This is a genomic window from Kaistia soli DSM 19436 (assembly GCF_900129325.1).
Classification (GTDB): domain Bacteria; phylum Pseudomonadota; class Alphaproteobacteria; order Rhizobiales; family Kaistiaceae; genus Kaistia; species Kaistia soli.
Map to the genome: position 1 here is coordinate 351,730 of NZ_FQUP01000002.1, position 24,020 is coordinate 375,749.

Below are 24,020 nucleotides of genomic sequence, written 5' to 3' on the forward strand. Positions count from 1 at the left end.
CACGTCGAACTGCGCCGCGATCCGGTTCTGTGTCCATCCATCTAGCAGCATGGATTGGATTTTGACTGCGTCATCATATGTGAGCCGCCGAGAAGGGCGCCTCGGGTCTTCGCCGAATAGGTCGCGCATGGACCTGCCTTTCGCTTTGAGAGCAAAAGCCGGGCTTGACCAAAGGGCGGAAAAGACTCACTACTAACTTGCACTACCGCCCTACGTCCCGTCGCCCGACCATCAATCGTGACGGGGCCTGAACTTCAGAAGCCGTCCCGGTTGGCCCCGTGGCGGCTTCGTTCATTTAGGCTCACACCACATGTAGTTCGAGTCCGCATCCCAGGGCAAGACATAGTAATACGACCGCTGCACACTTTTCGTGGGCGGTTACAATATTCCAGCGATTTCAGTCTTTTAGGGTAGTCCTCCCGTGTGAACGGTGGTCCTCCCTCCACACATCACACGCCACCAGTTAGCGCTGATTCGAGTAGAAGCGCAAATTGCTGCAGCGCGGCTGAGTCGCTGCGTGGCGAAAGACATCAGCGTTACTTACCTATTAGGTAAAAGCATATGCAGATTTCTTTATATCAAACGGGGAGTGGCACGGATTTGCAAGAGATAGGCTAGCCTGCCTCGCGGCCGCTAGCGAGGTGGCCGGTGGCACGCGCGACCCGCCGCATCTCCAGCGGGTCGCGGAGGCTTATAGGGTTTGGCCAAGTCATGCTTACAGAGCGATGTTCATATCTATCTGATAACCAGCTGCTTTGAGCTCCTTCGCGAGAGCAAACTTCCACATGCCGGCACCATCAACTGGTGTATAGAGTACCCCATCGAAATCGTTGGGGGTTTCCACATCGCCGCGGACCAGCGAGGCCACCCGGTTCGGCCCAAGGGCTCCGAGAAAGAAACCCAGCTCCAAAATGACATTCTGCCTCGCCCTCTTCTTGCCATTTGGCAATTCATCGTCGGGCGTCAGTAGGACGATAGCGAACCCAACATCAGCGGCCTCATCTCGGAACTTCTGAATGATCGTTCTACCTACATTCGCCTGCTCATGAAGAATGATGGGCTCGTATCCAAGTTTGGCGATCCAACGCGCGACGCTCTCTTTCAGCTCGCTGTCGTGGCCGTGAACAACGAAGATGCGATTGGACTGTACGTCAGCCGTCTTTGCCGTTCTGCGAACCGCAACCTCTTCGTCAGCTCCGAGACGTTCCTGTAGGAGGGAAATTGCGTCGCCCAGCAATTGGATAGAGCGAACTCTGTCTGCCGAAACGCTCCTCACTTTGTCATGGTGAGGAAGTTCATCCCCAAAAGATATAGGCCAGTCAAACTGCGAGGCCGCCCAATATCTATTATACTCGATTGTATTGCTGCCGAATGTCTCAACGAGTGCGGTCTCGATTGAAGTTGAGAGCGGACGTACGGTCTCGTGCGGATCTTCACGACTGAGACTATTCGGATCGAATGCTTTGACATCGTCGAGCCGCTTGGTCAAACGCACGATGCCGCGCCGCATGTCTTCGGCCGACATTGATGCCTGCTTAGGTTCTTGTGGTGTAGGCCGTCGAGCCATATTGCAACTCCCCCGCGAATCAATCGTCAGTCGAATTAGATGCAGGAGTTGTCGTGCAGGCAAGGACCGGCAGGCGATCGTGTGTGAAGCGAGATACCTGTAGAAATCGAGAGATCGCACAGAAAAGACAACGCGAGCCCTATCGCGCCACCTTTTTCAGTGCTTTGAGGCGCTCAACCAGCGACGCATATTGGTAAGTGGCCTTTAGTATTTCCTTGGCCATATCAATCGCTAGACCAGATTCGTCGATGCCAATGTCGTCGTAGGCCTGAGCCTCAACGTGAGCTGCATCGTTGCCTAGAATTCGGAGCTCATCTGCGGCGGCCAGTAGCTCAGAGGGTATGATGATCGATGTGCTCAGCTTTGATAGACGATCCTTCAGATTGCCACCGGTCGCGCCCTTGTCCTTGCAAACCTCCTCGAGAACTCGTCGAATCATGAGTGCGGATGCCTTATACGCTCCTGCGGCGTGGCACTTTAGGGCCTCTTCAATCGAACTGAGGATAGCTTGTGGGAGCGCCGTGGCGTCAAAGTCGATGAGTTCTGACGGCAGAGAACTGACAAGCTTGCCGCCCTCAACGTGAACGAGAATTATTCCTCGGCAGTCCGGGTTGGGGCAGATTCGGATTCCCGCGCCACACTGGATATTTTCAACGATGCCATCTGTGCGTCTTCGTTGCTCCAACCAACCCGCGTCGAGGCTCTGCTCTGATGGGTGAAAGACGCCAGCGTGCCGACAATAGGGGCAGCGAAGCTTTACATCCTTCGGCGGCAACGGCCCTGGACCCAGAAGCCCACGAAACGGCATTTAGGCACCAACCGTGATTGAGGGTTCGTCACCGAGCGCGGGCGCGCACAAATGATCCTGCGGCGACGTTGCCGGTGAGTGATGCGTGAGTGATGCGCAGGGCCCTCTGGAATTGACAAAAAACTCAACGCGTTGCAGCTCCTGCTGGCTGCCTTCCTTCGGAAGATCGGCCGGCGCGAGATTGACGATGACCCGCTTTGGCGGCAGGGCGAGCCCGGAGGCATGCAGCGCCGAGCGCACCCGTTCACGGCTTTCGGCAACGGTCTTGTCGGGCAGGCCGACGATGATGAAACTCGACAGGCCAGGGACGATCTGCACCTGCACATCCACGGGAACTGCCTCGATCCCCTGGAAGGACACTGTCGTTACATGCGCGACCATTGCCTGATCCCCGTTCACCCAAGGCAAGACTAGGCCAAGCGGGGTGGCGGCGCAAGAACAGGAGGGGAACAAAAATCGCGCAGCAGTTGCGCCTGGGTTGTGCCTGGTTGAAAACCGTTCACCGTTTGGCTTCGATGGCATCCCAGATCAGGCTGGCGATGTCGGCGCCGCCGAAGCGCTTCACTTCGCGAATCCCGGTCGGCGAGGTGACGTTGATCTCGGTCAGATAGTCGCCGATGACGTCGATGCCGACGAACAGGAAGCCACGCCGCTTCAATTCCGGACCAATCGCCTCGCAGATTTCGCGATCGCGCCGTGTCAGCTCGATCGGCTCGGGGCGTCCGCCGACATGCATGTTGGAGCGCGATTCGCCATCGGCGGGGACACGGTTGATGGCCCCGGCCGCGACGCCGTCGACAAGGATGATGCGCTTGTCACCGGCCCGGACGGCGGGCAGATAGCGCTGCACGACATAAGGCTGGCCGTGATAGGCGGCGGCGAAGATCTCCAACAGTGACGCCAGATTCTGGTCGCCTTCCGACAGGCGAAACACCCCGGCGCCGCCATTGCCATAGAGCGGCTTCACGATGATGTCGCCATGGGCACGTCGGAAGTCGCGGATTTCCTCGGCGTCGCGGGAAATCAGCGTCGGCGGCATCAGGGCCGGGAATTCGGTGACGAAGATCTTTTCCGGCGCGTTGCGCACCTCGGCGGGATCGTTGACGACAAGCGTCTTCGGATGGATGCGCTCAAGAAGATGCGTCGTGGTGATGTAGCCCATGTCGAACGGCGGGTCCTGCCGCAGCAGCACGACGTCGAAGGTCGAGAGATCGGTGCGTTCGGTCTCGCCGAGCGTGAAATGGTCGCCCGGGATATCGCGGACCTGTACGGACTCGAGCCGCGCCTCGACCCGTCCATCATTCAGCGACAGACGGTCCGGCGTAAAATGCGCGAGCCGGTGGCCGCGCCGCTGCGCCTCAAGCATCAGCGCGAAGGTCGAATCGCCGCGGATGTTGATGCTGGCGATGTGATCCATCTGCACGGCGACGGAAAGCGACATGGAAACCTCGGGGGCTGGCGCGCGCAGGGCGGGCGATCTGGCCGAGTCTTATGGCGCGACCGGGTGCTGCCTGGCAATCCCGCAGCGTGGCCGTCACCGATCGGTCCCGAAGGCGTCGACGAGATGACGCGGCCAGCGGCGTGGCGCTATGAGCACGAGATCAAAGCGGAGGGTGAGCGTCGCCGCATCGGGATGGCGGCCAATAAAGGCGTCCGCCGCGCGCAGCAGCCTCCGGCGTGCATGGGGCGTGACCGCGAGCGCCGCCGCATCGAAGTCCGCGCGGTTCTTGACCTCGACAAAGGCGAGCACGCCGCCCCGTCGCATTACGAGATCGATTTCCCCGACCGGGCTCTTGAAGCGCCGCGCGACGACGCGATAGCCCTTGAGGCCGAGATACAGCGCGGCGATGCGCTCGGCCCGGCGGCCACGCTGCTCAGCTGCCTGCCGATCTTCCGTCCCGCGGCGCGGACGCCCGCGGTCAGGCCGCGTCGTCATCGCCGCCATCGCCCTGCTTCAGCGCCAGCGCCCGCTGATAGAGATCCCGCCTTGGCAGGCCGGTCTGCGCCGCCGCCTGTTGGGCGGCCTCCTTGACCGGATGGTCGGCGAGGAGGCGCAGCAGCAGCGCATCGACATCCCCGGGCTCCGCGACGCCAGCTTCCGGCGGGCCGACCATGATGACGATCTCACCCTTCGGGTCGGGTTCGTCGGCGAGCTCAGCCGCAAGGCTGCCGAGCGTGCCGCGCCGATGCGTCTCGAACGTCTTGGTGAGTTCGCGCGCCATGGTCGCCGGCCGCTCGGGACCCAGGGTTTCGGCAAGATCGGCCAGCGTCTCGGCGGTGCGATGCGGCGATTCGTAGAAGACGAGCGTGCCGGGGATCGCCGCGAGCGCCGCGATCCGCTTCTTGCGGCCGACAGTCCGCGTCGGCAGGAAGCCGGCGAAGAAGAAGGCGTCGGTCGGCAGCGCCGCAGCGACGAGCCCGGCGAGGATCGCAGACGCTCCGGGAATCGGCACCACGAGATGGCCGGCGGCGGTAACATCCGCGACCAGGCGGTAGCCGGGATCGGAGATCAGCGGCGTGCCGGCGTCGCTGACGAGCGCCAGGCTGCGTCCCGTATCGAGCGCCTCGAGGATTCGCGGCCGCTGTTCCGCGGCGTTGTGCTCGTGATAGGCGATAAGCTGCCCTGAAAGGCCGTAATGGCGCAGCAGCACGCGCGTCGTCCGCGTATCCTCGCAGGCGATGATGTCGGCGGCCGCAAGCGTCTGCAGCGCCCGGATCGTTATGTCGCGGAGATTGCCGATCGGCGTCGAGACGATATAGAGGCCGCCCGGAAGCGGGGGCGCCGTGAAGGCCTGGCCATCGATCGTGTAGCGCAGCGGCTCGTCGTTTGCGGCACTCATGTGCGCCGGCCCTGCGCGCCGGGGGACAAGAATGGTGAGATTGGGGACATCGGCCTCTTGCCTCTCGCGGCCGTCCGGCCCTTTTCTAGTGATATCGTCTGGATCGACCAAGGAGAAGGCCGGCGTGCGACCGATACTGTCAAGACGAGGCATCGGCGGGTTGAAACGGTGGCTTGGTGCGGCCGCGCTGGCCGGAACCGCGCTCGCCTCTGGCTGCTCGCCGACGATCGAGGCCAATGCACCCTCGGCCGGAACGCCGGCCGTGCAGCCGGCCGCCGCCGACACGATCGGCACGGGCAAGGTGCGGGTCGCTTTGCTGCTGCCGGCCTCTGCGCCCGGCAATGCCGGTCTTGTCGCAGCAAGCCTTCGCCATGCCGTCGAGCTCGCGCTCAAGGAGACGCCGGGTGCCGATCTGACGGTCATCGTCGAGGACGACAGAGGGACGAGCGAAGGCGGCCGCGCTGCGGCTGCAGCAGCCGTCGATGCCGGCGCCGAACTGATCATCGGGCCGCTCTTCGCCGCTTCGGTGCGCGGCGCCTCGGAAGTCGCACGTCCGGCGGGCGTGCCGATGCTGGTCTTCTCGACCGATGCCAGCGTTGCGGCGCGTGGCGTCTATCTGTTCGGCTTCCTGCCCGAGGGTGATGCCGAGCGGATTGCGCGCTTCGCTGCCACGCGCGGCAAGCGCAGCTTCGCCGCGCTGCTGCCCGACAACGGCTATGGCTCGGTCTTCGGCTCGGCGTTGCAGCGCGCGGTTGCCGCGAGCGGCGGTACGATCGCCGCCGTCGAGCGCTATGGGGCCGATGCGGCGTCGCTCGGCCAGAAGGCAGCGTCGGTGGCGGCGCTGGCGACGGCCGGCGGCGCGAGCGCCATCGCGGTTCCGGCCGGTGACGATGCTCCGCTACGGGTCGGGGCCGCGCTCGCGGCAGCGCCGGGCGGTCCCTCGCGGGTGCAGTTGCTCGGCTCGGGCCAATGGAACGATCCGCGCCTTCTCGCCGCGCCCGCGTTGCAGGGCGGCTGGTTCCCGGCCCCTGACGGCGCCGGCTTCGCGAGCTTTTCAGCGCGCTATGCGGCGGCGTTCGGCACAGTGCCGGCACGGCCCGCCGCGCTCGCCTTCGACGCGACCCGTCTCGCCGCCGGCCTCGCCGCGCGCTATGGCGAACGGCGCTTCGCGTTCGAGACGCTGACCAATCCGAATGGCTTCACGGGCGTTGATGGTGCTTTCCGCCTGCTGCCGGACGGGCTCAACCAGCGCAGTCTCGCCGTCTATGAGGTCGCCGCTGGCAGTGCGCGCATCATCGATCCGGCGCCGCGCAGTTTCCCGCCGCGCGCCGGGTTCTAGCTGTCAGGCTGCGAGATCGGCGACGACCGCGTCGAGGACGAACGCGCCCGCGCGGGTCGCGCGGACATGGTGCGGCCCGATCCGTTCGACCATGCCATGCGCGATGAGGTCGGTGAGGCGGCTCGGATCGAGCGGCCTGCCGGCGATCGCGCGATAGCGACGCAGATCGATGCCCTCGACGAGGCGGAGCCCCATCAGCAGCAGCTCATCGCCCGATTCCTCGGGCGTCAGCACGTCGTCGGTGTCGACGCCATCGCCCCAGGATTCGACGCGGGAGAGCCATTTTTCCGGTTCGCGCGCCGTCGCGGTGGCGTGGCGGCGGCCGTCGACAACGAGGCGGCCATGCGCGCCAGGCCCGATGCCGGCATATTCGCCATAGCGCCAATAGACGAGGTTATGCCGGCATTCGGCGCCAGGCGCCGCGTGATTGGAGATCTCATAGGCCGGGCGGCCATGCGCCTCGCAGATTTCCTGCGTGATCTCGAACAAAGTCGCCGCCGTGTCCTCGTCGGGGATCTTGAGCTTGCCGGCGGCATAGAGCTTCTCGAACATCGTGTCCGGCTCGATGGTCAGCTGGTAGAGCGAAAGATGGTCCGAGGCGCGGTCGAGCGCGGTCTTGAGTTCGGCCGCCCAGAGTTCCGGCGTCTGGCCGGGCCTTGCATAGATCAGGTCAAACGAGATGCGCGGGAATGTCGCGCGCGCAATCTCGACCGCCTTCATCGCTTCTTCGGCCGTATGCAGGCGACCGAGCGCGCGAAGGTCGGGATCGTTCAAGGCCTGCACGCCGAGCGAGACGCGGTTGACGCCGGCGGCACGATAGCCTCGAAAACGCTCGGCTTCGACGCTGGAGGGGTTCGCCTCCATCGTGATCTCGGCATCGGGCGCCACGGTCCAGGCCCCGGCGATGGCGTCGAGCACGGTCGCAACCGTCGCGGGGTCCATCAGCGAAGGCGTGCCGCCGCCGAGGAAGATGGACGACACCTGCCGCCCGGGCGCACGCGCTGCCGTCGCCTTGATTTCGGCGACGAGCGCCGCCGCAAAGCGCACCTGATCGACCCCCTCGCGCCGCACATGCGAATTGAAGTCGCAATAGGGGCATTTGGAGGCGCAGAACGGCCAGTGGACATAGACGCCGAAGCCAGGATCGATCGGTGCGTCGTTGGGTTCGTCCAAGCGGATCAATCCTCGAGCTCGGCGGCGGCAAAGCGCGCAAAGGCGCGGGCGCGATGCGACAGCGCGTCGGTCCGGCCAGCCGACCAGCCATGTTTCTCGGTTGCCGCCATCTCGCCGAAGCTGCGCTCATGCCCTTCGGGCAGGAACATCGGATCATAGCCGAAGCCGAGCGAGCCGCGCGGCGGCCAGATCATCGTGCCTTCGATTTCGCCGCGATAATAGCGCAAAGTTCCGTCTGGAAAGGCGAGGCAGAGCACGGCGACGAAGCGGCCGGTGCGCTGCTCAGGAGTGTGGGCACCCGCCTGATGAAGCTTCTCCTCGACATTACGCATCGCGCGCGAAAAGTCCTTGTCGGGCCCGGCCCAATCCGCCGAATAGACGCCCGGATCGCCATCAAGCGCATCGACGCACATCCCGGAATCATCCGAAAGCGCGGGAAAGCCCGAAGCGGTCGTGGCGGCGATCGCCTTGATCGCGGCGTTTTCCTCGAAGGTCGTACCGGTTTCGGCCGGCTCAGGCAGGCCGAGTTCGCCGCCCGAGACGGTCTTGAGGCCGAAGGGCGCGAGCAGATCGGCGAACTCGCGCAGCTTGCCCTTGTTGTGGCTGGCGATGACGAGCGTATCGCCGCGCTTGAGGCGGTGGGTCATGGCGTCCTCTGCCAGCGTCTCAAGCCAGCGTCTGCTTCTGCAATTCGACGAGCTGGCCGATACCGGCCTTGGCCAAGCCGAGCATCGCAGTGAGTTCGGCCTCGTCGAAGGGCTTGCCCTCGGCGGTGCCCTGGATCTCGACGATGCCGCCCGAGCCGGTCATGACGAAATTCGCGTCGGTTTCGGCTTCCGAATCCTCGGCATAATCGAGATCGAGAACCGGCTTGCCACGATACATGCCGACGGAGATCGCAGCGACATGGTCGCGAATCACCTTCGGGCCGACCATGTCGCGCGCCTTCATCCACTGGACGCATTCATAGAGCGCGATCCAGCCGCCGGTGACCGACGCGGTGCGCGTGCCGCCATCGGCCTGCAGGACGTCGCAATCGATGGTGATCTGCTTCTCGCCGAGATGGACGAGGTCGACGACCGAGCGCAGCGAGCGGCCGATCAGCCGCTGGATTTCCTGCGTCCGGCCGGATTGCTTGCCGGTCGCGGCCTCGCGCCGCATGCGATCGCCCGTCGAACGCGGAAGCATGCCATATTCCGCGGTAACCCAGCCCTTGCCCGAGCCGCGCAGCCAGGCCGGCGGCTTTTCCTCGAGGCTTGCGGTGCAGAGGACATGGGTATCGCCGAAGCGGACGAGGCAGGAACCTTCGGCATGCTTGGCGACGCCCCGTTCGAACGAGACCGAACGCATGGCGTCTGCAGCGCGCTTGGAGGGTCGCATGGGCTATCCTTGTCGAGTGTGATGCGACAGCTTGTAGCCGTCACAAGGCGTTGACGCAAAGCCCCGCTTGAAGCCGGCTCGAAAATCGACACTTAATCTCGATGTGCATCGAGCGATCGCGCTGGTGCCGTGACAGAGGACTCACCTAACCTGACCGGCGAACGACCCACCTCCGATAGTTCGGCGTCGACCTTGGCGCGGCTCGACCGCCGCTCGCGCGAGATCTTCCGGCGTATCGTCGACACTTATCTCGAAACGGGCGAGCCGCTTGGGTCGCGCAACCTGTCGCGCATCCTGCCCATGGCGCTGTCGCCGGCCTCGATCCGCAATGTCATGGCTGATCTCGAATATCTCGGGCTGATCTATTCGCCGCACACTTCGGCAGGGCGCTTGCCGACCGAGAGCGGGCTCCGCCTTTTCGTCGATGCGATGCTGGAGGTCGGTGATCTCACGGCCGATGAGCGCCGCGACATCGAAAACCGCGTCGCAGCCGGAGGTAGTGGTCGCCCCGTCGACGAGTTCCTCGCCGATGCGAGCCGCATGCTGTCGGGCCTCTCGCGCGGTGCCGGCGTCGTGCTCGCCTCGAAGATCGACCAGCGCCTGAAGCAGGTCGAATTCCTGCGCCTTGAACCGACACGGGCGCTGGTCGTGCTGGTCGGCGAGGATGGTTCGGTCGAGAACCGCCTGATCGATATCGAGCCGGGCACCAGCCCCTCGGCGCTGATCGAGGCGTCCAACTACATCAATGCCCACCTCCGCGGTCGCAGCCTCTCCGAGGCGCGCACGGAGCTTCTCCATCGGCAGACCGAGATGCGTGCCGAGCTCGATCAGCTGACCGCGCGCCTTGTCGATCAGGGGCTGGCGAGCTGGGCGGGCAAATCCGCCGGGCGGCTCGAAACACTGATCGTGCGTGGCCAGGCCAACCTGCTCGAGGATGTCCGCGCCGCCGAGGATCTCGAGCGGATTCGCCTGCTTTTCGACGATATCGAGACGCAGCGCGAACTGGTCGAGCTGCTCGGCAGCGCCGAGGCCGGCGATGGCGTGCGCATCTTCATCGGGTCGGAGAACAAGCTGTTCTCGCTCTCTGGTTCCTCGCTGGTCGTCTCGCCCTATCGCGACCAGGAAAACCGCGTCGTCGGCGTGCTCGGTGTCATCGGCCCGACGCGGCTCAACTATGCCCGCATCGTGCCGATGGTTGATTACACCGCCAAGCTGGTTGGCCGGCTGATCCGCTGACGTTCCGGCCGCTTCCGCGACCGGATGGCGCCTGTACACGCCCCGCGCCAGCCAGTATGGAAAAGCACCACAGAAGGCAGGAGACAGGCATGACGGCGGACAGGGGCAAGCTGGTCACGATCTTCGGCGGCTCGGGCTTCATTGGCCGGCACGCCGTTCGGGCGCTCGCCAAGCGCGGCTGGCGTATCCGCGTCGCGGTCCGCAGGCCCGATCTCGCCGGTCACGTGCAGCCGCTCGGCGCCGTCGGTCAGATCATGCCGGTCCAGGCCAATCTCCGCTATCGCTGGTCGGTCGACCGCGCCGTCGAAGGTGCCGATGCGGTGGTCAACCTCGTCGGTATCCTCTCCGAGAGCGGCCGACAGACCTTCGGGGCCGTGCAGGGCTTCGGCGCCCGCGCCGTCGCGGAAGCGGCCCGCGGCGCCGGCATTTCGAACCTGATCCAGATGTCCGCCCTTGGCGCGACGGCGAATTCGGAATCGCTCTATGCGCGCAGCAAGGCCGAAGGCGAGGCGGCTGCGCTTGAGACCGTGCCCGGCGCGGTCGTCTTCCGGCCGTCGATCGTGTTCGGCCCCGAGGACCAGTTCTTCAATCGCTTCGCCAATCTAACGCGCTTCATGCCGTTCCTGCCGCTGATCGGTGGCGGCACGACCCGGCTGCAGCCGGTCTTCGTCGGCGACATCGCCGAGGCTATCGCGCGTGCCGTCGACGGCGCCGTGCCGGGTGGACGCGTCTATGAGCTCGGCGGGCCCGAGGTGAAGACCTTCCGCGAATGCCTCGAACTGATGCTGAAGGAGATCGAGCGCAGCCGTCCGCTGCTGCCGCTGCCCTGGAGCGTCGCCCGCCTGCAGGCCTCGATCATGGAGTGGCTGCCGAACCCGATGATGACGCGCGACCAGCTCAAGCTGCTCGAGGTCGACAATGTCGTTTCGCACCACGCCATTGCCGAGGGCCGGACGTTGCAGGGGATCGGCATCACGCCGACCAGCCTCGCAGCCGTGCTGCCGTCCTATCTCGTGCGGTTCAAGCCGCACGGCCAGTTCAACGACAAGCGCGTCGCCTGATCGGCCTGATAATCGGATAGAATTGTGCGGCGGGGCCTCTCGGCCCCGCTTTTCTTTTGCGCGTCAGCCGAAGGTGATGACCGCGGCGAGCGCGATCGCGCCGACGACGATGCGCCAATAGGCGAAGGGCGCGAAGCCGCGCTGGCTGACGAAGTCAAGCAGGTGGCGGACGACGAACACGCCGGCGATGAAGGCCGCGATGAAGCCGACGGTAATGTTGAGCCAGGCGGCCCCCGTCAGCGCATCCTTGTTCTTGTAGAAGTCATAGGCGAAGGCGCCGACCATGGTCGGCATGGCGAGGAAGAACGAGAATTCCGCCGCCGCCCGCTTGTCGCTGCCGAACAGCATCGCCGCCACGACCGATGAACCGGAGCGCGAGACGCCGGGGATCATGGCCAGGCACTGCGCGATGCCGATGCCGAGATAGACATGAAGCGGATAGTCCATCGCGTCACGATAACGCGGCTTGAGGTCCAGCCGGTCGACGATCAGCAGGATGAACCCGCCGATGATCAGCATCACCGAGATCAGCATCGGGCTTTCGAACAGCACGCGCTTGATGAAATCATGCGCTATGACGCCGATCACCACGGCGGGCAGAAAAGCGAGCAGAATGCCGAGCACGAAACGCCGCGTGCGTGGATCGCTTGGCAGGTCCTTCGCCATCTTGATGAGCCGCGCCGAATAGACCGTGAGGATCGCGAGAATGGCACCGAGCTGGATCAGAACCTCGAAGGCGCGACCGGGGCTCTCGAAGCCGAGAAAGTGGCCGGCCAGCAGCAGATGGCCGGTCGAAGACACAGGAATGAACTCTGTGAGGCCTTCGAGCAGGCCGAGGATGAGCGCGTCCAGCACACTGTGCAGATCCATAAGGGAACCCTTGGACAGGAGAAGCGGGGATGCGCCGCGAATCGGCTTGATCCCCATTGCAATGGCAGCCTATATGCGGGCCGCAAAGCTCCGGGAGCAATTGGACGAACTGCCGCAAAATCGCTTCGATTGCCCGCCACACCTCGCCGCGTGACAATGCCCAAGCTTCACCATCACCCGTTTTCCGCCGCGTCCCGCTATGTCCGCCTCGTTCTGGCGGAATATGACGAGACGGCCGAGTTCATCGAGGAAAAGCCGTGGCTGCGCGTTCCAGCGCTGCTGCAGCTCAATCCGGCTGGCACGCTGCCGATCTTCATCGATGATAACGACACGGTTGTGAGCGGCGGCGCGGTCGTCGCCGAATATCTGCTCGAGACCAAGGGCGCGCGCATGGGCGAGGTTCGCCTGATGCCTGAGCACGCTGCTGATCGCGCCGAGGTTCGCCGCCTCGTCGAATGGTTCTCGCAGAAGCTTCATGGCGAGGTGACGAATTATATGGTCACCGAGAAGGTCTACAAGCGCCGCATGGGCGCCGGCGAGGGCAACAATTCGCCCGATCCGGCCGCGATCCGCGCCGCCCGCGCCAATATCCGCTATCATCTGCAATATATCGGCTATCTGGCTGGCCGCAGGAACTGGCTCGCCGGCCGTGAACTCTCGCTGGCCGACTTCGCGGCGGCGGCGGAGCTGTCCTGCATCGATTATCTCGGCGAGGTGCCATGGGAGGCCGACGAGAGCGCGAAGGCCTGGTACGCACGGGTGAAGTCCCGCCCGTCCTTCCGCTCGCTGCTGAGCGACACGCTGCGCGGCGTGCCGGCCTCGACCCATTACGCGGATCTCGACTTCTGAACGAGGCCGGCCTCCTGGCCGAAAAGGCGCGGCTCGTCGCCGACGCCGCCGGCGAGGGCTTCGATGCCCTGCGCATCACCACGCCGGACGCGATTCCCGAGGCCGCTGGCCGTCTTTCGACCTTTCTCGCCGACGGCCATCACGCCAGCATGGACTGGATGGCGGAAACCGAAGCGCGCCGCGCCGATCCCCGCATTCTCTGGCCCGATGTGCGCGCCGTGATCATGCTCGGGCTCAACTATGGTCCCGAGAGCGATCCTCGTGCCATCCTGGAGCAGCGCGATCGCGGCGCGATCTCGGTCTATGCGCAGAACCGCGATTATCACGATGTCATCAAGGGCAAGCTGAAGCTTCTGGCCGGCCGCCTGGCGGCGCGTACGGGCGCCGAGGTGAAGGTGTTCGTCGACACGGCACCGCTGATGGAAAAGCCCCTCGCCGCTCGCGCCGGCCTCGGCTGGCAGGGCAAGCATACCAATCTGGTGTCGCGCGAATTCGGCTCCTGGCTGTTTCTGGGCGCCATCCTGACGGCGTTGCCGCTGCCGCCGGATAGTTCCGAGCGCGATCACTGCGGCTCCTGCCGCGCCTGCCTCGATGCCTGCCCGACATCGGCTTTCCCGGCCCCGTACCGGCTCGATGCGCGCCGCTGCATTTCCTATCTCACGATCGAGCATGCCGGCCCGATCCCGGAGGAATTCCGCGCCGCGATGGGCAATCGCATCTATGGCTGCGATGATTGCCTCGCCGCCTGCCCCTGGAACAAGTTCGCCCGTGCCGGCGCCGAGATGAAGCTGAAGGCGCGGCCCGACCTGCAGGCTCCCCGCCTTGCCGACCTCGCCGCGCTCGACGATCAGGCCTTTCGCGCTCTCTTTTCGGGATCGCCGGTGAAGCGCATCGGTCGTGACCGGTTCGTTCGCAACGTGTTGATCGCCATCGGCAATTCAGCCGACAGCAGCCTCGCGCCCGCCGTTCTCGCCCGCCTCGACGACGAGGCGGCCGTGGTTCGCGGCGCAGCGGTCTGGGCGCTCGGACGGCTGTCGCCGGAGCGGGCGAGGGAGGAATGGATGACGAGGAAGGGGCGAGAGAGAGACGCGGCGGTGATCGACGAGTGGATCGCCCTCAGCCGGCTCGCCGCAGATGACGCGACGGAGCAGGAACGGCATGACCAAGATCCTGCGCCGCCTCGATCCAGCTGACGATGGCATCCTGAACATTGGCCACGGCTTCTTCGGGTGAAGCGCCGTCGCTCATGCAACCCGGCAGGTCGGGGACCGTCGCAAGAAAGCCGCCACCGTCTTCGTCGGAGAGCGGCTCGATCACGATCGGATAGAGAAGAGCGGTCATGCGGAAGCCCTCAGTCGATCGATGAATGCCACCAAGCTTCGAACATATATGGGCTTTATCGGTCTCTTGAAAGGAATGGTGAGCTTCTCGGCCAAAGCAGCGTGACCGATCTTGTAATGCGAGCCACCACCGCGCGGCGGCTCGCACAAAGCGCCGAACTCCCGGCACAAGGCTGCGACGTCGCCGATTGTCCAGCCTCCTGCCGGGTTCCGACGCATCGCCTCCAGCCGTTTGCTCATCTACCCCTTCAGAACCTTCTTCTCGGCGACTGTCGTGTCGGCGTTGAGACGGTAGAGGATCGGCACGCCGGTCTCGAGTTCCTGCTTCAGGATTTCCTCGGGCGAAAGGCCTTCCAGCGCCATGATCAGCGCGCGCAGCGAATTGCCATGTGCAGCGACCAGCACCTTCTCGCCGCGCATCACGGGGGGGAGGATGTTGAAGAGATAATAGGGCCAGACGCGGGCGCCGGTATCCTTCAAGGATTCGCCGCCGGGCGGGGGCACATCATAGGAGCGGCGCCAGATATGGACCTGCTCCTCGCCCCATTTCGCGCGGGCGTCGTCCTTGTTGAGGCCGGAAAGCTCGCCATAGTCGCGCTCGTTGAGCGCGACGTCGCGGACCGTCTGAAGATCGGGCTGGCCAACCTCGTCGAGGATCAGCTTCAGCGTGTGCTGGGCGCGCGTCAGTTCGGAGGTGAAGGCGAGGCCGAAGGAAAGGTCGAGCGCCTTCAGCCGCTTGCCGGCCGCGCGCGCTTCCTCGACGCCCTTCGGCGTCAGGTCGGGGTCGCGCCAGCCGGTGAAGAGGTTCTTCAGGTTCCAGTCGCTCTGGCCGTGGCGCACGAGCACGAGGAGGCGGTCCATGCGGGGTCCTTTGGATCGGGGGTCAGGTTGTGGTGAAGCCGAGCACGTCGGCCATGGAATAGCGCCCGGGCTTGCGACCGCGCGCCCACAGCGCGGCCTTCACGGCACCTCGAGCGAATATGGTGCGATCGGCCGCGTGATGCGAGAGCGTGATCGTTTCACCCTCGCCGGCGAACAGCACGGAATGATCGCCTGCGACCGAGCCGCCGCGTAAAGTCGCAAAGCCTATGGCGCCTTCCGGGCGCGGGCCGGTATGGCCGTCGCGCGTGCGGACCGCCGCCTCGGCAAGCGCGATGCCGCGGCCTTCTGCGGCGGCCTGGCCGAGCAGCAGCGCGGTCCCCGAGGGCGCATCGACCTTGTGGCGATGGTGCATTTCGGCGATCTCGATATCGAAATCAACGTCGAGCGCGCGCGCGGCCTCGCGCACCAGCAAGGCCAGCAGATTGACGCCGAGGCTCATATTGCCGGATTTGACGATCACGGCATGGCGCGCGGCGGCATCGATCGCTGTCTCGTCTGCCACCGAAAGTCCGGTCGTTCCAACGACATGAACGATGCGGGCCTGCGCCGCGATTTCGGCGAAGGCGAGCGTCGAGGCCGGCGTCGTGAAGTCGACGACGCCTTCAGCCCGGGCGAACAGCGGCAACGGGTCATCCGACACTGTGACGCCGAGCGACGGCAGGCCGGCCAGCGTGCCGGCATCGCTGCCAAGCGCCTCCGAGCCGGCGCGCTCGACAGCTCCGACGAGATGGACACCGTCCGTCTCGGCAATGGTGCGGATCAGCGTGCGGCCCATGCGGCCGCCTGCTCCGACGACGACGAGGCCCATATCGGTCATGGCGTGCGTTCCAGCTTGTCGGCGCCATATAGCAGGCGCCCGGTCGCGGCGGAAAGGGCTGCTAGCGCGAAAGCGCCAGCTCGATCTCGGAGAGGATCGATTTGGCGACGCTGCGCGGGTTCGATGCCGCGATGACGGGCCGGCCGACGACGAGATGATCGGCGCCGGCGCGAATGGCATCGGTCGGCGTCGCGACGCGCTTCTGGTCGCCGCTCGCGCTGCCGCGTGGCCGGATGCCCGGCGTCACGATGGTCATGCCCGCGCCGACGATGGCCCGCATCGCGCTGGCCTCCTCCGGCGAGCAGACGATGCCATCCATGCCGGCGACCCGTGCATCGGCGGCGCGCCGGGCGACGAGTTCGGCGATGCTGCCGCCATAGCCGGCATTCGCGAGATCAGCCTCGTCCATCGACGTCAGCACGGTGACGGCGAGCAGGCGGAGATCATTCATGCCCTTGCCAGCGACAGCGGCGCGCATCGCCTTCGGATAGGCGTGGATGGTGCAGAAGGTCATGCCGAGCTTGGCGATGTTCTCGGTCGCATGCGTCACGGTATTGTCGATATCGAGCAGCTTGACGTCGAGGAACACCTTCTTGCCGCGATCGCGAAGCCGGCGGGCGAAATCGAGGCCGCCGGCGAAATGGAGCTGCAGGCCGACCTTGTAGAAGGTCACGTCGTCGCCGAGTGTCGTCACCATCGCCTCGGCGTCGGCAACGGTCGGAAGATCGAGGCCGACGATCAGTCGGTCGCGCATGTCGAGGAATGGCATCGCTTCGAAATACCCCCTGTTTAACGTCGGCGGATCAAATTTCGGGTGCGAGCCGGCGGCTCGCATGAACGAGTTCGCGCGCCAGCGCCTGCAGCGCGGCAGCGAGGTTGGGATCATCGAGGCGCCCCTGCGCATCGAAGGCCAGCGAGGCTTGCCCGACGGCGAGCCCGCCACCGACGAGCGTCGCGCCGAAGCCGCGCGCTATGATGCGTTCGAGATCGGCAAGGGCCGCGGCGGCACTGATATCGTCGTCCGAGGCAGCCGCAAGCGCGAAGAGCGGCGCCGCTTCGCCGCGCGGCCGTCCGCCGAGGGGTCGAAGCCATTCGAGCGCGTTGCGCAAAAGCGCGGGCATGCCGCCGGCAAGACTGGGCGTCGCCAGGAAAACCGCGCTATGGCCGCGCAGCAGCCCGCGCAGCTTCTGCACCGCGCCGGGCAGTGACGTCTCGGCGCGGTCGGCATCGAATTGCGGCAGCGGATAGTCGGCCAATGCGATCAGCGTCGCCTCTCCATCGAGAAAAGCGATCTCGCGCGCAAAGGCCGCCGTGAGCCGGCTCGCCGGCGAGGCGGGTGCGGTCGAGCCGGCAAGAAGGAGAATGCGGGGCGGCGCCATCGGAATCCTATCCTGGCGAAGCTCTATCAGGCTGCATGGGCCATTGGCCAGCCGCCGCATGGGGTGGCGGCTAGAAAGCCCTGCGAGAGCCGGCATCCTCCATGGATTGCCAGGGGCTGACCAGCCGAAACGGCGGATGCTCGAAGACGAAGACATTGCCGCCGCCGCCAGACTGGTCGTGCTGGCGACCGATGGCATGGCCTGCGCAATGGCAGAGCAGCAGCGTGCCGACACCGCCGTGACCCACAAACAGCGTCACTCCGGCATCCTCAGGCGGCTCATCCAGAATGGCGCTGACAGCCACCACGATCCGGCGCTGCGCGTCGGCCGCCCGTTCCCAGCCGCGGATGCTCGTGTGTGGCGCGGCGAAGAAGCGGTCGGCCGTCGCCTCGAATTCATCCGGTGGTAGGAAGCCGGTCGCCGAGCGGTCGTTCTCGTGCAGATCGTCGCGGATCTCGACCGACAGTCCGTGCGCATCGGCAATGATCGCGGCTGTTTCGATCGCTTTCCGTTCGCGGCTCGCAACAATCCGGCTCACCCGAGAAAGAACCGAAAGGGTAGCGAATGCCTCGGTGCGGGCCCTGCCGAGCGGCGACAGTCCCCAATCCGGCACCGGCACGGCGGGATCGATGGCGACCTGCGGGTGCGAAAGGTAGATGACCCGCATCATCGTTTCAGCCGGTGCGGCGGTAGAGCCAGACCCGGGCCGGCGGCAGGTTCATCACCACCCAATGGGTGTGTTCGACGGTGAAGCGGCCGGGCTCGGCCGGAACGGGCGGCACCAGAGCATAGGAGAACTGGATCAGCGGCCGTCCAATCGGCATGCGTTCCAGCGCCTCGATGATGAGCTGGCGACGCGCTTCGGGCGGCCGCGTGAATAGCGGCAGGCTCGAGACAACCGCAGAAACCGGCCCCTCGACGGTGCCGAGCAATGTTCTGTTGAAGCTGTACGCGTCGCCCTGGATGATCCGGACACCGGGAAAACGGCGACGCAATAGGCCGCAGAAATCGGGATTGAATTCGATGGAGGCGATGCGGCCGGGTGCGACACCGCGTTCAAGCAAGGCTTGCGTCACGACGCCGGTGCCCGGTCCGAGCTCGACAACGGGCAGGTCGTCAAGGGGGTCGACGAAGCTCGCCATCAGCTTGGTGAGGGCCTTTCCCGACGGGCTGACGGCGCCTGTGGTCAGCGGGCGGCCGATCCAGTTTCGCAGGAAGCGGACCTCGTCAGCGACCATGGCCTTCAGCTTGCGCTTCTCGATCGACGACATGGCGCCCCCTTGATGTCGTGTCACGCACGGCGGGCAATCTTGCCGCCGATTTCAAGGCAATCCTGTGACAGAGCCGCTCAGGCGCCGCCGAAGAAATCACGGATACGCGCGAAGAAGCCGGCCGATTCCGGGTTGTTCTCCTCGGAGGAGGCCTGCTCGAACTCCTCAAGGAGTTCGCGCTGCCGGCGGGAAAGGTTGCTCGGCGTCTCCACGACGACCTGGATATACATGTCGCCCATCTGCGCCGAGCGCAGCACAGGCATGCCCTTGCCCTTGAGGCGGAACTGCTTGCCTGTCTGGGTTCCGTCAGGAACCTTGACGCGCGTCTTGCCGCCCTCGACCGTTGGCACGTCGAACTGCCCGCCGAGCGCCGCGGTGGTGATCGAGATCGGCACGCGGCAGAAGATGTCCGCGCCCTCGCGCTGGAACAGCTGATGCGGCTTTACCGACAGGAAGAGATAGAGATCGCCGGCCGGACCGCCACGCAGCCCCGCCTCGCCTTCGCCGGACAGGCGGATGCGCGTACCATCCTCGATGCCGGCCGGGATATTGACCTGGAGGGTGCGCTCCTGGGTCTGGCGGCCCGAACCGCCGCAGGTCTCGCACGGATCGGAAATGATCTCGCCGCGGCCACCGCAGGTCGGGCAGGTCCGCTCAATCGAGAAGAAGCCCTGCGCCGCACGCACGCGGCCATGGCCGTCGCAGGTGGTGCAGATCTTGGGATGCGAGCCTGGCTTGGCGCCGGTGCCCGCACAGGCCTCGCAAGCGATCTTGGTTGGGACGCGGATTTCGGCCGTCTTGCCCGAATAAGCCTCTTCGAGCGTGATTTCCATGTTGTAGCGCAGGTCCGCCCCGCGCTCGCGGCCACCGCCGCCCTGGCGCTGGCCGCGCCGCCCGCCCATGAACTCGCCGAAGATGTCGTCGAAGATATCCGACATCGAGGAGCCGAAATCGCCTGAAAAGCCCTGCGGACCGCCACCGCCGCCATCAAAGGCCGCATGGCCGAAGCGGTCATAGGCGGCGCGCTTCTGCGGATCGCGCAATTTCTCGTAGGCTTCGTTGATTTCCTTGAATTTCGCTTCGGCGCCGTGATCGCCCGGATTGCGGTCCGGATGAAACTGCATGGCAAGCTTGCGGAACGCCGCCTTCAGCGTCTTGTCGTCGGCGTCGCGCGCGACGCCCAGCACTTCGTAATAGTCGACCTTGGCCATGGACGCTCGTGGTGGTGTGCTGGACGGAACTAGTCTGAAGAGATGAGAGACGACATCATCGAAGACCCGGCGCGTTGCCGCGCCGGGTTCGAAGTGCAGTTATGCAGGACTATGCCGACTTCTTCTTGTCGTCGTCGACTTCCTCGAAGTCGGCATCGACCACATCATCCTTCTCAGCGGTGGCGTCGGTGCCTTCGCCATCCTCGGACTGCGAGGCGGCGTACATCGCCTCGCCCAGCTTCATCGAGACCTGCGCAAGGGCGCCGACCTTCTGCTGGATCGCTTCCGCGTCGTCACCCTCGAGCGCGGTCTTGACGTCGGCAATTGCGGTCTCGATCGCCGAGCGGTCGGCGGCCGAAATCTTCGAGCCGTAATCGGCCAGCGACTTCTCGGTCGAATGAACGAGGGCCTCGCCCTGGTTCTTCGCCTCGACGACCGCGCGGCGCTTCTTGTCCTCGGCGGCATGCGCCTCGGCGTCCTTGACCATCTTCTCGATATCCGCGTCGGAAAGGCCGCCGGAGGCCTGGATGCGGATCTGCTGCTCCTTGCCCGTGCCCTTGTCCTTGGCGGAGACATTGACGATGCCGTTGGCGTCGATATCGAAGGTGACTTCGATCTGCGGCACGCCGCGCGGCGCCGGCGGCAGGCCGACGAGGTCAAACTGGCCGAGCATCTTGTTGTCGGCCGCCATCTCGCGCTCGCCCTGGAACACGCGGATCGTCACAGCCGACTGCGAGTCCTCGGCGGTCGAGAAGACCTGGCTCTTCTTGGTCGGGATCGTGGTGTTACGCTCGATGAGGCGCGTGAACACGCCGCCGAGCGTCTCGATGCCGAGCGAAAGCGGCGTCACGTCGAGCAGCAGCACGTCCTTGACGTCGCCCTGCAGTACACCCGCCTGGATGGCGGCGCCGGCAGCCACGACTTCGTCCGGATTGACGCCCTTATGGGGCTCCTTGCCGAAGAACTGCTTCACGATCTCCTGGATCTTCGGCATGCGCGTCATGCCGCCGACCAGAACCACTTCGTCGATCTCGCCCTTGGCGAGGCCGGCATCCTTCAGCGCCGCAATGCACGGCGCCACCGTCTTCTGGACCAAATCATCGACCAGCGCCTCGAACTTCGAGCGCGTCAGCTTGATGGCGAGGTGCTTCGGGCCCTTGGCATCGGCGGTGATGAAGGGGAGGTTGATCTCGGTCTGCTGCGAGGAAGAAAGCTCGATCTTGGCCTTCTCGGCCGCTTCCTTGAGGCGCTGCAGCGCGAGCTTGTCGCCCCGGAGGTCGATGCCCTGCTCGCGCTTGAACTCGTCGGCCAGATAGTTGACGAGGCGCATGTCGAAGTCCTCGCCGCCGAGGAACGTGTCGCCATTCGTCGACTTCACCTCGAAGACGCCGTCGCCGATCTCGAGGATCGAGATGTCGAACGTGCCGCCGCCGAGGTCATAGACCGCGATCGTCTTGCCGTCGTTCTTGTCGAGGCCGTAGGCGAGCGCCGCTGCCGTCGGCTCGTTGATGATACGAAGGACCTCGAGGCCAGCGATCTTGCCGGCATCCTTGGTCGCCTGACGCTGAGCGTCGTTGAAATAGGCCGGGACCGTGATGACGGCCTGATCGACTGTGGTGCCCAGGAACGCCTCGGCGGTCTCCTTCATCTTCTGCAGGATGAAGGCGGAGATCTGCGCCGGCGAATACTTCTCGCCATCGACCTCGACCCAGGCGTCGCCGTTCGGACCCTTCACGATCTTGTAGGGAACGAGATGCTTGTCCTTCTCGACCATCGGGTCGTCATAGCGGCGGCCGATAAGGCGCTTCACCGCGAAGAAGGTGTGCTCGGGATTCGTCACCGCCTGGCGCTTGGCCGGCTGGCCGACGAGCTTCTCGCCGCCATCGGTGAACGCCACCATCGACGGCGTCGTCCGCGCGCCTTCGGCGTTCTCGATGATCTTCGGCGCTTTGCCGTCCATGACGGCAATGCAGGAATTGGTCGTTCCGAGGTCGATACCGATGACCTTAGCCATTATGCTCTCTCCTTTTCGGCGGGCCGTGCGGACCCTCAAGAGGCGTCCGCGAAACCGGGCCGGAATTCCGAACGGCCCCCATCGACAGATTTGATACGAAGCTGCTGCCTACGGGCGGTAGCCTCGGGTTCTGCGCGTATATAAGAAGATGCGGAAAAGGCCGCAAGGCGGCAGAGAACTTGAACTTGCGACGCTTTGGCCGAGTCTGGCAGCTGAAAGCCTCTGCCCAGGACCCCGAATGAAGAACGCTCCGCTCCCCGAAGGGATCCGACTGATCGACGGTTGGTTCGACCGCGACGGCCAGGTGGCCCTTATCGCGGCGATCCGTGCCGTTGTCGCGGAGGCTCCGCTTTATCGGCCGGAGATGCCGCGCACGGGCAAACCGTTTTCGGTGCGGATGACCAATTGCGGGCCGCTCGGCTGGGTCTCCGACCGTGCTGGCTACCGCTATCAGCCACTCCATCCGGTCACCGGATGCCCGTGGCCCGCCATTCCCGAGGTGCTGCTCGCGCTTTGGGGCGAGGTCGCGGACTATCCGCATCCGCCGGAGGCGTGCCTCGTCAATTTCTACGACGAGACGGCGCGGATGGGTCTGCATCGCGACGAGGACGAGGCGGCGCTGGACGCGCCCGTCGTCTCGGTGTCGCTTGGCGACAGCTGCCTGTTCCGTATCGGCGGGCGCGAGCGCAGCGATCCCACCCGCTCCTTTCGTCTCGCCTCAGGCGATGTCTTCGTCCTCGGCGGTCCATCGCGTCTCGCCTTTCACGGCGTTGACCGCATCTATCCCGGCAGTTCGACGCTGCTCGAACGGGGCGGGCGGATCAATCTGACGCTCCGCCGCGTGACCTCGCCGGGTTGACGCCCGGACAACGCGGGGCTTTGATCAACTCTCCAGCAGAAAATGAGGCGCGCCTTGACGGATTCGACCAGCGTTCTGATCGTCACTGACATTCAGAACGACTTCCTGCCCGGCGGCGCGTTGGCGGTGGCCAACGGCCACGAGATCATCCCAGCCGTCAACGCCGTCGCCCGCCGCTTCAAGAATGTCATCATCACGCAGGACTGGCATCCGGCCGGGCACATCTCCTTCGCCTCGACGCATGCAGGCCGCGCGCCTTTCGAGGTGATCGACCTTCGCTACGGCCCGCAGGTGCTGTGGCCGGACCACTGCATCCAGGGCACGTCCGGCGCGGCGCTTGCCGATGGGCTCGACATACCGCATGCGCAGATGATCATCCGCAAAGGCTATCACGCCCATACGGACAGCTATTCGGCCTTCTTCGAGGCCGACCGCAAGACGCCGACAGGTCTCACCGGCTACCTGTTCGAGCGCGGTATAGAGACGGTCTATGCCGTCGGCCTCGCTACCGATTTCTGCGTCAATTGGACGGCGCTCGACGCGCGCACGCACGGCTTCGAGACGGTGGTGATCGAGGATCTCTGCCGCGCTATCGACACCAGTAATTCGCTCGCCGCCGCCATCGCACAGATGGACGCCGCCGGCGTCCGCAGGATCCAGTCCGCCGCGCTCTGACGGCAACCTTCTGCGCCCCCGAAGGGCCGGACGCGTTATGTCATCGCAGCCGGGACCATCCAGCCCTGCATCGCGCCGCCGGGAATCGTGACGATCGCGATCATGCCGACGCCCGGCACCTCGAAGGGCGGCTGCGTGACCGTCCCACCCTCGGCTGTCAGCAGTGCCAGTCGCTTGTCGAGATCATCCACCTCGATATAGCTGAACCAATGGTCGGGCACGCCTTCGAACATCGGGCCCGACATCTCCATGATGCCGCCGACCATGGTCTCGCCCATCATGGCGACGTGGTAGTCGCCCATTTCGCCCATCGGCATGGAGTTGAAGCTCCAGCCGAGCGTCCGCGTGTAGAAATCCATTGCCCGCGCGGCGTCGCGCGTCATCAGTTCGTTCCAGTAGAACGTTCCGTTTCCGGCCATGGTCGCCTCCTCCGCTCAATGGCGAGCGAA

At 65.2% G+C, this 24,020-nt stretch carries 26 protein-coding genes and 1 pseudogene; 7 read left to right on the plus strand and 20 right to left on the minus strand.

Annotated features, from left to right (window positions below; genetic code table 11):
* Positions 1 to 715: 715 nt before the first annotated feature.
* From BUB39_RS11175 to rsmI, 6 genes and pseudogenes are all read right to left on the minus strand, one after another.
* Positions 716 to 1,525: a TIR domain-containing protein gene (locus BUB39_RS11175; protein ID WP_175561829.1), complete on the minus strand. Its 810-nt coding sequence runs from the start codon at positions 1,523 to 1,525 to the stop codon at positions 716 to 718.
* Between the two features lie 181 nt (positions 1,526 to 1,706).
* Positions 1,707 to 2,342 carry a DUF4145 domain-containing protein gene (locus BUB39_RS11180; protein WP_244540227.1) on the minus strand — a complete coding sequence of 212 codons (636 nt, stop codon included), beginning with the start codon at positions 2,340 to 2,342 and terminating at the stop codon, positions 1,707 to 1,709.
* Positions 2,343 to 2,510: 168 nt separating this feature from the next.
* A pseudogene (locus tag BUB39_RS25210) lies at positions 2,511 to 2,756 on the minus strand (magnesium chelatase domain-containing protein); the annotation flags it as partial.
* A gap of 118 nt (positions 2,757 to 2,874) precedes the next feature.
* Positions 2,875 to 3,816, minus strand: a complete 942-nt coding sequence (gshB, locus tag BUB39_RS11190) for a glutathione synthase (RefSeq protein ID WP_073053223.1) — start codon at positions 3,814 to 3,816, stop codon at positions 2,875 to 2,877.
* Between the two features lie 93 nt (positions 3,817 to 3,909).
* The gene (locus tag BUB39_RS11195) at positions 3,910 to 4,311 is read right to left on the minus strand and encodes a YraN family protein (RefSeq protein WP_073054158.1); all 402 of its coding nucleotides are present in this window, start codon (positions 4,309 to 4,311) and stop codon (positions 3,910 to 3,912) included.
* Positions 4,295 to 5,215 (minus strand): 16S rRNA (cytidine(1402)-2'-O)-methyltransferase, encoded by a 921-nt coding sequence (gene rsmI, locus BUB39_RS11200; protein WP_073053224.1) that lies wholly within the window; start codon positions 5,213 to 5,215, stop codon positions 4,295 to 4,297. Before rsmI ends, BUB39_RS11195 begins: the two co-directional genes overlap by 17 nt.
* Positions 5,216 to 5,375: 160 nt before the next feature.
* Between rsmI and BUB39_RS11205 the strand changes: the two genes are divergently transcribed.
* Entirely contained in the window at positions 5,376 to 6,554 is a 1,179-nt protein-coding gene (locus BUB39_RS11205; protein ID WP_084527246.1) for a penicillin-binding protein activator, read from the plus strand.
* A 3-nt stretch (positions 6,555 to 6,557) separates the two neighbouring features.
* Here BUB39_RS11205 and hemW read toward each other — a convergent pair whose 3' ends face one another.
* Genes hemW through rph form a run of 3 tightly spaced genes read right to left on the minus strand, consistent with a single transcriptional unit; the run spans position 6,558 to position 9,107 of the window.
* Positions 6,558 to 7,736 (minus strand): radical SAM family heme chaperone HemW, encoded by a 1,179-nt coding sequence (hemW, locus tag BUB39_RS11210; RefSeq protein ID WP_425292904.1) that lies wholly within the window; start codon positions 7,734 to 7,736, stop codon positions 6,558 to 6,560.
* Positions 7,733 to 8,374 carry a non-canonical purine NTP pyrophosphatase gene (locus BUB39_RS11215; RefSeq protein ID WP_073053226.1) on the minus strand — a complete coding sequence of 214 codons (642 nt, stop codon included), beginning with the start codon at positions 8,372 to 8,374 and terminating at the stop codon, positions 7,733 to 7,735. The genes hemW and BUB39_RS11215 overlap by 4 nt, the downstream gene beginning before the upstream one ends.
* A gap of 19 nt (positions 8,375 to 8,393) precedes the next feature.
* A complete protein-coding gene (gene rph, locus BUB39_RS11220; RefSeq protein WP_073053227.1) occupies positions 8,394 to 9,107 on the minus strand; it encodes a ribonuclease PH in 714 nt (237 codons plus the stop codon).
* Between the two features lie 129 nt (positions 9,108 to 9,236).
* On the opposite strand from rph, the gene hrcA reads away from it, so the two are divergent.
* Complete coding sequence (gene hrcA / locus BUB39_RS11225; protein WP_425292905.1) at positions 9,237 to 10,343, plus strand: heat-inducible transcriptional repressor HrcA; 1,107 nt, start codon at positions 9,237 to 9,239, stop codon at positions 10,341 to 10,343.
* 89 nt (positions 10,344 to 10,432) lie between these two features.
* Positions 10,433 to 11,404, plus strand: coding sequence for a complex I NDUFA9 subunit family protein (locus tag BUB39_RS11230; RefSeq protein WP_073053228.1), 972 nt, complete (start codon positions 10,433 to 10,435; stop codon positions 11,402 to 11,404).
* A gap of 63 nt (positions 11,405 to 11,467) precedes the next feature.
* Here BUB39_RS11230 and BUB39_RS11235 read toward each other — a convergent pair whose 3' ends face one another.
* Positions 11,468 to 12,274 carry an undecaprenyl-diphosphate phosphatase gene (locus BUB39_RS11235; RefSeq protein ID WP_073054164.1) on the minus strand — a complete coding sequence of 269 codons (807 nt, stop codon included), beginning with the start codon at positions 12,272 to 12,274 and terminating at the stop codon, positions 11,468 to 11,470.
* A gap of 156 nt (positions 12,275 to 12,430) precedes the next feature.
* Between BUB39_RS11235 and BUB39_RS11240 the strand changes: the two genes are divergently transcribed.
* Together BUB39_RS11240 and queG are read left to right on the plus strand one after the other, a co-directional pair.
* On the plus strand, positions 12,431 to 13,123 hold the full coding sequence (locus tag BUB39_RS11240; RefSeq protein WP_073053229.1) for a glutathione S-transferase family protein: 693 nt from the start codon (positions 12,431 to 12,433) through the stop codon (positions 13,121 to 13,123).
* A gap of 14 nt (positions 13,124 to 13,137) precedes the next feature.
* The gene (gene queG, locus BUB39_RS25770; RefSeq protein WP_244540245.1) at positions 13,138 to 14,316 is read left to right on the plus strand and encodes a tRNA epoxyqueuosine(34) reductase QueG; all 1,179 of its coding nucleotides are present in this window, start codon (positions 13,138 to 13,140) and stop codon (positions 14,314 to 14,316) included.
* Here the strand turns inward: queG and BUB39_RS11250 are convergent.
* The 9 genes from BUB39_RS11250 to dnaK form a co-directional block, all read right to left on the minus strand.
* Positions 14,240 to 14,464: a type II toxin-antitoxin system HicB family antitoxin gene (locus BUB39_RS11250; RefSeq protein ID WP_073053230.1), complete on the minus strand. Its 225-nt coding sequence runs from the start codon at positions 14,462 to 14,464 to the stop codon at positions 14,240 to 14,242. The genes queG and BUB39_RS11250 overlap by 77 nt on opposite strands.
* 239 nt (positions 14,465 to 14,703) lie before the next feature.
* Positions 14,704 to 15,324, minus strand: coding sequence for a 2,3-bisphosphoglycerate-dependent phosphoglycerate mutase (locus tag BUB39_RS11260; RefSeq protein ID WP_073053232.1), 621 nt, complete (start codon positions 15,322 to 15,324; stop codon positions 14,704 to 14,706).
* A gap of 22 nt (positions 15,325 to 15,346) precedes the next feature.
* Entirely contained in the window at positions 15,347 to 16,162 is an 816-nt protein-coding gene (dapB, locus tag BUB39_RS11265) for a 4-hydroxy-tetrahydrodipicolinate reductase (protein WP_073053233.1), read from the minus strand.
* 61 nt (positions 16,163 to 16,223) lie between these two features.
* A complete protein-coding gene (gene pyrF, locus BUB39_RS11270) occupies positions 16,224 to 16,931 on the minus strand; it encodes an orotidine-5'-phosphate decarboxylase (protein ID WP_084527247.1) in 708 nt (235 codons plus the stop codon).
* A 34-nt stretch (positions 16,932 to 16,965) separates the two neighbouring features.
* On the minus strand, positions 16,966 to 17,541 hold the full coding sequence (locus tag BUB39_RS11275; protein WP_073053234.1) for an NADPH-dependent FMN reductase: 576 nt from the start codon (positions 17,539 to 17,541) through the stop codon (positions 16,966 to 16,968).
* 70 nt (positions 17,542 to 17,611) lie between these two features.
* Positions 17,612 to 18,211: a histidine phosphatase family protein gene (locus BUB39_RS11280; protein ID WP_073053235.1), complete on the minus strand. Its 600-nt coding sequence runs from the start codon at positions 18,209 to 18,211 to the stop codon at positions 17,612 to 17,614.
* Between the two features lie 4 nt (positions 18,212 to 18,215).
* On the minus strand, positions 18,216 to 18,812 hold the full coding sequence (locus tag BUB39_RS11285) for a class I SAM-dependent methyltransferase (RefSeq protein ID WP_073053236.1): 597 nt from the start codon (positions 18,810 to 18,812) through the stop codon (positions 18,216 to 18,218).
* Positions 18,813 to 18,889: 77 nt separating this feature from the next.
* Positions 18,890 to 20,023 carry a molecular chaperone DnaJ gene (dnaJ, locus tag BUB39_RS11290; protein ID WP_073053237.1) on the minus strand — a complete coding sequence of 378 codons (1,134 nt, stop codon included), beginning with the start codon at positions 20,021 to 20,023 and terminating at the stop codon, positions 18,890 to 18,892.
* 109 nt (positions 20,024 to 20,132) lie between these two features.
* Positions 20,133 to 22,037, minus strand: coding sequence for a molecular chaperone DnaK (dnaK, locus tag BUB39_RS11295; protein ID WP_073053238.1), 1,905 nt, complete (start codon positions 22,035 to 22,037; stop codon positions 20,133 to 20,135).
* Positions 22,038 to 22,275: 238 nt separating this feature from the next.
* On the opposite strand from dnaK, the gene BUB39_RS11300 reads away from it, so the two are divergent.
* Together BUB39_RS11300 and pncA are read left to right on the plus strand one after the other, a co-directional pair.
* Positions 22,276 to 22,896, plus strand: a complete 621-nt coding sequence (locus tag BUB39_RS11300; protein ID WP_073053239.1) for an alpha-ketoglutarate-dependent dioxygenase AlkB family protein — start codon at positions 22,276 to 22,278, stop codon at positions 22,894 to 22,896.
* Positions 22,897 to 22,950: 54 nt separating this feature from the next.
* Positions 22,951 to 23,571 (plus strand): bifunctional nicotinamidase/pyrazinamidase, encoded by a 621-nt coding sequence (gene pncA, locus BUB39_RS11305; protein ID WP_425292906.1) that lies wholly within the window; start codon positions 22,951 to 22,953, stop codon positions 23,569 to 23,571.
* Positions 23,572 to 23,606: 35 nt separating this feature from the next.
* Here the strand turns inward: pncA and BUB39_RS11310 are convergent, their stop codons facing one another.
* Complete coding sequence (locus BUB39_RS11310) at positions 23,607 to 23,990, minus strand: VOC family protein (protein WP_073053241.1); 384 nt, start codon at positions 23,988 to 23,990, stop codon at positions 23,607 to 23,609.
* Between the last annotated feature and the right edge of the window lie 30 nt (positions 23,991 to 24,020).

What these genes read in the sequence shown, in the direction of transcription:
- BUB39_RS11175 (WP_175561829.1), bottom strand. Translation starts at nt 1,525, where the DNA reads ATGTCGGCCGAAGACATGCGGCGCGGCATCGTGCGTTTGACCAAGCGG.
- gshB (WP_073053223.1), bottom strand. Translation starts at nt 3,816, where the DNA reads ATGTCGCTTTCCGTCGCCGTGCAGATGGATCACATCGCCAGCATCAAC.
- BUB39_RS11195 (WP_073054158.1), bottom strand. Translation starts at nt 4,311, where the DNA reads ATGACGACGCGGCCTGACCGCGGGCGTCCGCGCCGCGGGACGGAAGAT.
- rsmI (WP_073053224.1), bottom strand. Translation starts at nt 5,215, where the DNA reads ATGAGTGCCGCAAACGACGAGCCGCTGCGCTACACGATCGATGGCCAG.
- BUB39_RS11215 (WP_073053226.1), bottom strand. Translation starts at nt 8,374, where the DNA reads ATGACCCACCGCCTCAAGCGCGGCGATACGCTCGTCATCGCCAGCCAC.
- rph (WP_073053227.1), bottom strand. Translation starts at nt 9,107, where the DNA reads ATGCGACCCTCCAAGCGCGCTGCAGACGCCATGCGTTCGGTCTCGTTC.
- BUB39_RS11230 (WP_073053228.1), top strand. Translation starts at nt 10,433, where the DNA reads ATGACGGCGGACAGGGGCAAGCTGGTCACGATCTTCGGCGGCTCGGGC.
- BUB39_RS11235 (WP_073054164.1), bottom strand. Translation starts at nt 12,274, where the DNA reads ATGGATCTGCACAGTGTGCTGGACGCGCTCATCCTCGGCCTGCTCGAA.
- BUB39_RS11240 (WP_073053229.1), top strand. Translation starts at nt 12,431, where the DNA reads ATGCCCAAGCTTCACCATCACCCGTTTTCCGCCGCGTCCCGCTATGTC.
- BUB39_RS11250 (WP_073053230.1), bottom strand. Translation starts at nt 14,464, where the DNA reads ATGACCGCTCTTCTCTATCCGATCGTGATCGAGCCGCTCTCCGACGAA.
- BUB39_RS11260 (WP_073053232.1), bottom strand. Translation starts at nt 15,324, where the DNA reads ATGGACCGCCTCCTCGTGCTCGTGCGCCACGGCCAGAGCGACTGGAAC.
- dapB (WP_073053233.1), bottom strand. Translation starts at nt 16,162, where the DNA reads ATGACCGATATGGGCCTCGTCGTCGTCGGAGCAGGCGGCCGCATGGGC.
- pyrF (WP_084527247.1), bottom strand. Translation starts at nt 16,931, where the DNA reads ATGCCATTCCTCGACATGCGCGACCGACTGATCGTCGGCCTCGATCTT.
- BUB39_RS11275 (WP_073053234.1), bottom strand. Translation starts at nt 17,541, where the DNA reads ATGGCGCCGCCCCGCATTCTCCTTCTTGCCGGCTCGACCGCACCCGCC.
- BUB39_RS11280 (WP_073053235.1), bottom strand. Translation starts at nt 18,211, where the DNA reads ATGATGCGGGTCATCTACCTTTCGCACCCGCAGGTCGCCATCGATCCC.
- BUB39_RS11285 (WP_073053236.1), bottom strand. Translation starts at nt 18,812, where the DNA reads ATGTCGTCGATCGAGAAGCGCAAGCTGAAGGCCATGGTCGCTGACGAG.
- dnaJ (WP_073053237.1), bottom strand. Translation starts at nt 20,023, where the DNA reads ATGGCCAAGGTCGACTATTACGAAGTGCTGGGCGTCGCGCGCGACGCC.
- dnaK (WP_073053238.1), bottom strand. Translation starts at nt 22,037, where the DNA reads ATGGCTAAGGTCATCGGTATCGACCTCGGAACGACCAATTCCTGCATT.
- BUB39_RS11300 (WP_073053239.1), top strand. Translation starts at nt 22,276, where the DNA reads ATGAAGAACGCTCCGCTCCCCGAAGGGATCCGACTGATCGACGGTTGG.
- BUB39_RS11310 (WP_073053241.1), bottom strand. Translation starts at nt 23,990, where the DNA reads ATGGCCGGAAACGGAACGTTCTACTGGAACGAACTGATGACGCGCGAC.